This window comes from Aliiroseovarius salicola, from assembly GCF_027891095.1.
Classification (GTDB): Bacteria; Pseudomonadota; Alphaproteobacteria; order Rhodobacterales; family Rhodobacteraceae; genus Aliiroseovarius; species Aliiroseovarius salicola.
In genome coordinates, this window is the sequence record NZ_JAQIIO010000011.1 from 82,386 (window position 1) to 88,826 (window position 6,441).

The following is a 6,441-nucleotide window of genomic DNA, read 5'->3' on the forward strand; positions in this document are numbered from 1 at the left end:
TTGACTGATGCGAGGCCTTGCCTCGGGAGGAGACAAAATGACTTTCACGACCTTCACGCGCCGCGCAGCCCTTGGCGCACTGGCAGGTGCTGCCGCTCTGGCCACTCTTGCCACCACTGCCTCGGCTGACACCGTACGCCTGCGTTTTCACACCTTTTATGGCACCGAGATTGACCCGATCGCCAAGAAGTTCCGCAATGCAGTCAAAGAAGCCTCGAACGGCACTCTGCGTATCCAGTATTTCCGTGGTGGCGAGCTGGTCGCTTCGGATCAATTTGCTGACGCAGTTGCCAAGGGCACCGTCGACATCGTGCATGGCACCGGTGGCTACTGGTCGGGTCAGATTGACGTCGGCAACATCGAGGCTGGCCTGCCCGGCGCATGGGCGACCGTGGAAGAAGCCAAAGGCCTGTTTGAAAGCACCGAAGTGGACGCTTTGCTGACCGAAGCCTATGCGGACGCCGGCACGGTGTATCTGGGCAAAGGTTACGGTCACAACTACGACCTGCTGACCAAAGAGCCGGTGACCTCGCTGGAAGATCTGAAAACCCGTAAGATCCGTGCCACCTCGAACGTGGCCAAGGTTCTGTCGGCCTTTGACATCCCAACCGTTTACCTGCCCGCGCAGGAACTTTACATCGGCATGTCGACCGGCGTGATTGATGGTGCCATCTACGGTGGTCCGGTGGAATACGAGCAGTTGAAGCTTCATGAAACCGCCCAGAACTACACCTTTATGAACATGCTGATGCCCGGTTGGACCGAGACCTTCCTCGCAAACCCAGCAGCGTGGGACAAGCTGTCGGACGAGCATAAAGAGATCCTGAAAACCGCAATCCAGCAATTTGCCGATGACATCCACCAGTGGCTGGCAGACGGCAATTCCGGCGTGACTGAAGGCACCTTTGAATATGCCACCTTGCCGGATGCGGATTCGAAAGCTCTGACCCAAGCTGCCCAAGGCGTGTGGCAGGAAGAAGCTGCCCGCAGCCCGCGCAACCAGAAGTTCATTGACGCTCTGGTCGCCAACGCGAAGGCCCAAGGGCGCCTGTAATGGTTTGGGTGACAAGATATCTTGTCATTCAGGATGGCCTGTCCGAGTTCGTCGGGCGGGCCATTTCTTGGTTGACGCTTGCGATGATCGCCGTGCTGATGCTGGAGATTATTGCTCGTTATTTTCTCAACTCTCCAACGATCTGGGCGCATGAAATGTCGACCATGCTTTACGGCGGGTTCTGCATTCTTGCCGGCGCCTTCACGCTGCGTCATGGCGGCCATGTGCGGTCGGAAGTGATCTGGGGCATGTTGGGCAGGCGCGCTCGCGCCACCTGTGATGTGATCATCTTTGCCATCGGGCTGCTGGTCATGGGGATCTTCTTCGTCATGGCGGTGGAGTTCGCAGCGGAAAGCTGGGCAGTGCGTGAATATTCCAACAAGTCGATCTGGCAACCCGCGCTTTACCCAATCAAGACGGTGATCCCGGTAGCGGTAGGTCTGGTGTGGTTGCAGAACCTCGCCGAGTTCCTGCGCGCTTTCCTGACAATGCTGGGCATCGATTTTGTTGATCCACGCGATGGCGAGGATGGCTCTGAAACCGATCCGGAATATGTGCCCGACGCTGAAAAGCCTGAGTTCGAGACGAAAGATTAATTCAAGCAGACAGGGCGTGAGGCTCTGTCAGGGAGTGAAAAATGGCGGAGCTTGATCCCCTTACGATCACCGCGATCATGTTTCTTTCGATGCTCGGGCTGATGGCGCTGGGTGCGCCGCTTGCCTGGGCTCTGACCATCTGCGGCGTGGGTAGCGCTTGGATGATTTATGGCGACGGCGGGCTGGACCTGCTGATTTCCTCCACCTTCTCGGCGATGGACAACTTCCTTTTGGTGGCCCTGCCGATGTTCATCTTCATGGGGCTGGTGCTGCAACGCTCTGGCATCACGGATGATCTGTTTGAGATGATCCACAAGCTTATGGGCCGTCTGCCCGGTGGTCTGGGGATCGGCACGGTGATTATCTGTGCGCTGATCGCGGCGATGGCCGGTGTGTCCGGGGCAGCCACCGTATCACTGGGCATCATCGCGCTGCCTGCGATGCTGAAACGTGGCTATGACAGCAAGCTGGTGACCGGTACGATTATGGCGGGCGGTGCGCTGGGTTTCCTTATCCCGCCCTCGGTCCTGATGATCATCTATGCCTTCCTGTCGCGTGACAGTGTCGGCAAGCTATTTGCAGCCGGCCTCATTCCCGGTTTGATGCTCGCCGGGATCTATATCGCCTATATCCTCGTGCGTTGCCGCATCAATCCGCTGATGGGTCCTCCTGCGGAGGAACAGTTCACCGCGAAAGAGAAGTTCCTGTCGCTCAGGTTCCTCATTGCGCCGGGTCTGCTGATCGTGACGGTTCTGGGCTGCATCATCGGCGGGGTGACCTCGCCGTCCGAGGCCTCGGCTATCGGGGCGTTTGGATCGCTGGTGATCGCGGGAATTCAGCGGCGTCTGAGCTGGGACATGTTGCGATACGTGATGCTGACCACAACCAAGCTCATGGGCATGCTGATGTGGATCACCATCGCGGCGGTGTTCTTCTCCAAGATCTATGTGGGTCTGGGGGCCGGGCAGATCGTGGGCGAATTGATCGAGGATTTTGATCTGTCGCCGATGTGGGTGATTATCGCCATGCTCGCTACCTATTTCGTACTGGGCATGTTTCTGGATGACTTTGCGATTGTGTTCATTACCGTGCCGCTTTTCGTACCGATCGTGCGCGAGCTTGGGTTTGATACAACATGGTTTGCGGTGCTGTTCATCCTGTCAATGCAGTCGGCCTATCTGACACCGCCTTTTGGTTACAACCTCTTCTACATGCGGTCGGTGGCACCACCAGAGATCACGATTGGCGACATCTACAAGGCGGCGCTGCCCTTTGTTCTATTGCAGATCATCGGTCTCGCGCTGGTGGTGGCATTTCCCGAAATTGCGCTCTGGTTGCCGAGCCTCCTGTTTTAAGCGCAAACGGATCAGGCGCTGCACCCCGCGGCGCCCGACGGTCTCTTAGGAGACATTCCCGTGCCTGGCCGCCCATCCTCTGTATGAGGTGGGCGGCCTTTTTTGTTGATTGGTCCGGGGCAAGGCGCGCATTTCTGAGAAAACTAGAAAACTAGAAAACTAGAAAACTAGAAAACTAGTTTTCTAGTTTTGTGTCGCTATATGCGAAACTGGGGTCAGCGCCCGGCCTTTGTATTTATGTATACTCCAGTCAGGCTTTCGGCAGCACCGGCGCGGTTTTCCCCAGTGCCAGCTCCGCATCCGAAAACACCCAGGGGCCGCGCACACCGCGCACCCCTTCTGGCGCAATCTCCATGCCGCGATGTTTGATCTGCGCGTCGTCAAACGCTTCGCCCACCGAGTTGATCGGACCGGCGGGAACGGTTGCGACCTCCAGTGCGTCCAAGAGATCGGCCTTCTGCCATTTCTGTGTCTCAATTTCGATTTCTGCAGTTAGCGATTCTCGGTTTTCAACCCTCAGTTGGTTGGTCGTGAAGTCAGGGTTCTGGCGTAGGTCATCGCGTCCGATCACGTCACAAAAGCGCTCGAATTGCCCATCATTGCCCACGGCGAGGATGAAATGGCCGTCTGCCGTCGGAAGAACCTGATAGGGGGCGATGTTCGGGTGCGCATTGCCGCGACGCTCTGGGCTTTCTCCGGTGGCGAGGAAGTTCATGGCCTGATTGGCCAGCATCGCTGTGGCGCAATCCAGAAGGGACATGTCGATGTGTTGACCTTTGCCGGTGCGATGGCGTTGCTCGACAGCGGCCAGCACTCCAATGGTTCCGTAAAGTCCGGTCACGATATCGGTCACCGCCACGCCAACCTTCTGCGGCTGGTGATCGGGTTCGCCGGTGATCGACATCAGCCCCGACATGCCTTGCAACAGAAAGTCGTATCCCGCGCGCTTGGCGTAAGGGCCGTCCTGCCCAAACCCTGTGATCGAACAGTAGATCAGGCGCGGGTTCAGATCTTTCACGCTGTCGTAATCCAGCCCGTATTTGGCCAACCCACCCACCTTGAAATTTTCGATCAGAATGTCCGCATCTTTGATCAGTTCACGAACCGCAGCCTGCCCCTCGGGTGTGCGGAAATCGCAGGTCACGCAGTCCTTGCCGCGGTTTGCGGAATAGTAATAGGCGGCAGTTTTGTCCCCATCACGCTCGATGAACGGAGGTCCCCATTTGCGCGTATCGTCCCCTGACGGGCTTTCGACCTTGATCACTTCGGCACCCAGATCGGCAAGCGATTGACCGATCCAGGGGCCAGCCAGGATGCGGGCCAGTTCGACAACTTTCAGTCCGTGCAATGGGGTCATAGTAGTTCCTTAGAGATAGGGTGGGGTGCAGGCAGAGATCACCTTGCAGACCCGGTCCGACATGTTGCGGAACCGGTGCGGTTCACGCGAGTTGAAAAGATAGGCATCCCCCGCCTTCAGCACGCGGGTATCGTCGCCTACGGTGATTTCCAGTTCTCCTTCGATCACGATCCCGCCTTCATTGGCGTCGTGTTCGATCATGGTTTCGCCGGTGTCTGCACCGGGCTCATAACGCTCATGTAGGATCTGAAGGCCATGCAGTTTTGCATCCCCCACCTGTTTGAGGGTGATCTTCTTCTGCGCGGCTTCGTTGCCCTGATAGAGCAGTGAGGTGAGATCGCGAAGTTCCGCAGGCGTGAAGAAGTTCTGCGAACTTGTTGGGGCATCTGGCTCAAAAAACTCCGACATAGAAATTCCGAATCCGCCCAGAATTTTGCGCAAACTGGCAACTGAAGGGCTGGAGCGGTTGGTTTCAATCATCGAAATCTGGCCGTGCGGCACGCCGGCAGATTCGGCCAACTGCCTTTGAGACATGTTAAATTGCTGTCTCAGCTGCTTTAAACGGGTGCCAACGTCAAAATCGTCCACCATGGATTGGGTCCTTTCATCGCTTTCACCCAGATTGGGCGATTCAGCGAAGTTTGTCCAAACTTACCTCTAGCAATGCTCAGGAAATTGAGCAATACAGTATGCGAGAATCAATGAATTTGTGAATCGATCCCCGGTTCGATCACTGTGGAGGAGACTCTGGTGAGCAACACTGAAACCCTTAAAACCCGCCGTGCCGCTGCCGTTGCCAATGGCGTGGCCACCCGTGGCATCTATGCTGTGCGCGCAGAAAATGCTGAATTGTGGGATGCCGATGGCAAGCGCTTTATCGACTTCGCCGCCGGTATTGCCGTGAACAATACAGGCCATCGCCATCCGAAGCTGATGGAGGCCGTGGCCAAGCAGTCCGAAGCCTTCACCCATACCTGCTTCCACGTGGCGCCTTACGAAAGCTACATCGCGCTGGCCGAACGTCTTAATGCTTCGACCCCCGGTGATTTCGCCAAGAAAACCATGATGGTCACCACCGGTGCCGAAGCGGTTGAGAACGCGGTGAAGATGGCCCGCGCCTATACCGGTCGTTCCGGCGTGATCGCCTTTTCGGGCGGCTTCCACGGTCGCACGCTCATGGGCATGGCGCTCTGCGGCAAGGTGAATCCCTACAAAAAGAGCTTTGGCGCTATGCCGCCCGAAGTGTTGCATGCGCCCTTCCCGAATGAATTCCACGGTGTGACCGTCGAACAGTCTTTGGCGATCCTGGACAACATGTTCAAAAGCTCGATCGATCCCGAGCGCGTCGCCGCGATGATCATCGAGCCGGTGCAGGGCGAAGGCGGCTTCAATGTCGCGCAACCTGAATTCCTGCGCGCCCTGCGCAAGATCTGTGATGATCACGGCATTATCCTGATCGCTGACGAGGTGCAGGCAGGCATTGCGCGTACCGGTAAACTCTTTGCGTTCGAGCATGCGGGCGTGGCCGCCGATCTGGTGACCATGGCCAAGGGCCTGGCGGGCGGCTTTCCGCTCTCAGCCGTAACTGGCCGGGCCGAGGTTGTCGATGCCGCCCCGGTGGGCGGCATCGGCGGCACCTATGCTGGTAACCCGCTGGCCGTTGCTGCTGCCAATGCGGTGTTTGACGTGATCGAAGAAGAAAAGCTTTGTGACCGTGCCACCGAGGTAGGGGAAATGATCAAGGCGCGCCTGAATGCTCTTGCCAACCGCCAAGGCATGGAGGCGATTGGCGATGTGCGTGGCCTCGGAGCCATGGTCGCGTTTGAACTGGTCACCGACCGCGTGACCAACAACCCCAACCCCGCACTGACTCAGGCCATTGTGGCCGAGGCTGAAGCGCGTGGGCTGATCCTCCTGCCGTGTGGCACGCGCGCCAACGCCGTGCGCCTCTTGCCACCGCTGACTGTTCCGTTTGAACAGGTCGACGAGGCCATGGATATCATCGAAGCCTCGATAGAGGCGGCCATCAACAATACCGCCGTCGCGGCGGAGTAAGGAGACGAAGATATGGCGAAAGAT

6 protein-coding genes are annotated in these 6,441 nt (G+C 57.6%); 4 read left to right on the forward strand and 2 right to left on the reverse strand.

From position 1 onward, the window contains the following. Nucleotides 1–37 precede the first annotated feature (37 nt). From dctP to O2N63_RS15790, 3 genes are read left to right on the forward strand one after another with little or no spacing between them, the layout of a single operon-like run. Nucleotides 38–1,054 carry a TRAP transporter substrate-binding protein DctP gene (gene dctP / locus O2N63_RS15780; protein WP_271055259.1) on the forward strand — a complete coding sequence of 339 codons (1,017 nt, stop codon included), beginning with the start codon at nucleotides 38–40 and terminating at the stop codon, nucleotides 1,052–1,054. Then, nucleotides 1,054–1,650, forward strand: a complete 597-nt coding sequence (locus O2N63_RS15785) for a TRAP transporter small permease subunit (protein WP_271055260.1) — start codon at nucleotides 1,054–1,056, stop codon at nucleotides 1,648–1,650. The genes dctP and O2N63_RS15785 overlap by 1 nt, the downstream gene beginning before the upstream one ends. A 41-nt stretch (nucleotides 1,651–1,691) precedes the next feature. Then, on the forward strand, nucleotides 1,692–3,005 hold the full coding sequence (locus O2N63_RS15790) for a TRAP transporter large permease (protein ID WP_271055261.1): 1,314 nt from the start codon (nucleotides 1,692–1,694) through the stop codon (nucleotides 3,003–3,005). Between the two features lie 250 nt (nucleotides 3,006–3,255). On the opposite strand, the gene O2N63_RS15795 is transcribed toward O2N63_RS15790, so the two are convergent. Then, nucleotides 3,256–4,362: a CaiB/BaiF CoA transferase family protein gene (locus O2N63_RS15795; RefSeq protein WP_271055262.1), complete on the reverse strand. Its 1,107-nt coding sequence runs from the start codon at nucleotides 4,360–4,362 to the stop codon at nucleotides 3,256–3,258. A gap of 9 nt (nucleotides 4,363–4,371) precedes the next feature. Then, nucleotides 4,372–4,953 (reverse strand): cupin domain-containing protein, encoded by a 582-nt coding sequence (locus tag O2N63_RS15800; RefSeq protein ID WP_271055263.1) that lies wholly within the window; start codon nucleotides 4,951–4,953, stop codon nucleotides 4,372–4,374. Between the two features lie 159 nt (nucleotides 4,954–5,112). Here O2N63_RS15800 and gabT point away from each other — a divergent pair, with 159 nt between their 5' ends. Further along, nucleotides 5,113–6,417 (forward strand): 4-aminobutyrate--2-oxoglutarate transaminase, encoded by a 1,305-nt coding sequence (gabT, locus tag O2N63_RS15805; protein WP_271055264.1) that lies wholly within the window; start codon nucleotides 5,113–5,115, stop codon nucleotides 6,415–6,417. Nucleotides 6,418–6,441 lie beyond the last annotated feature (24 nt).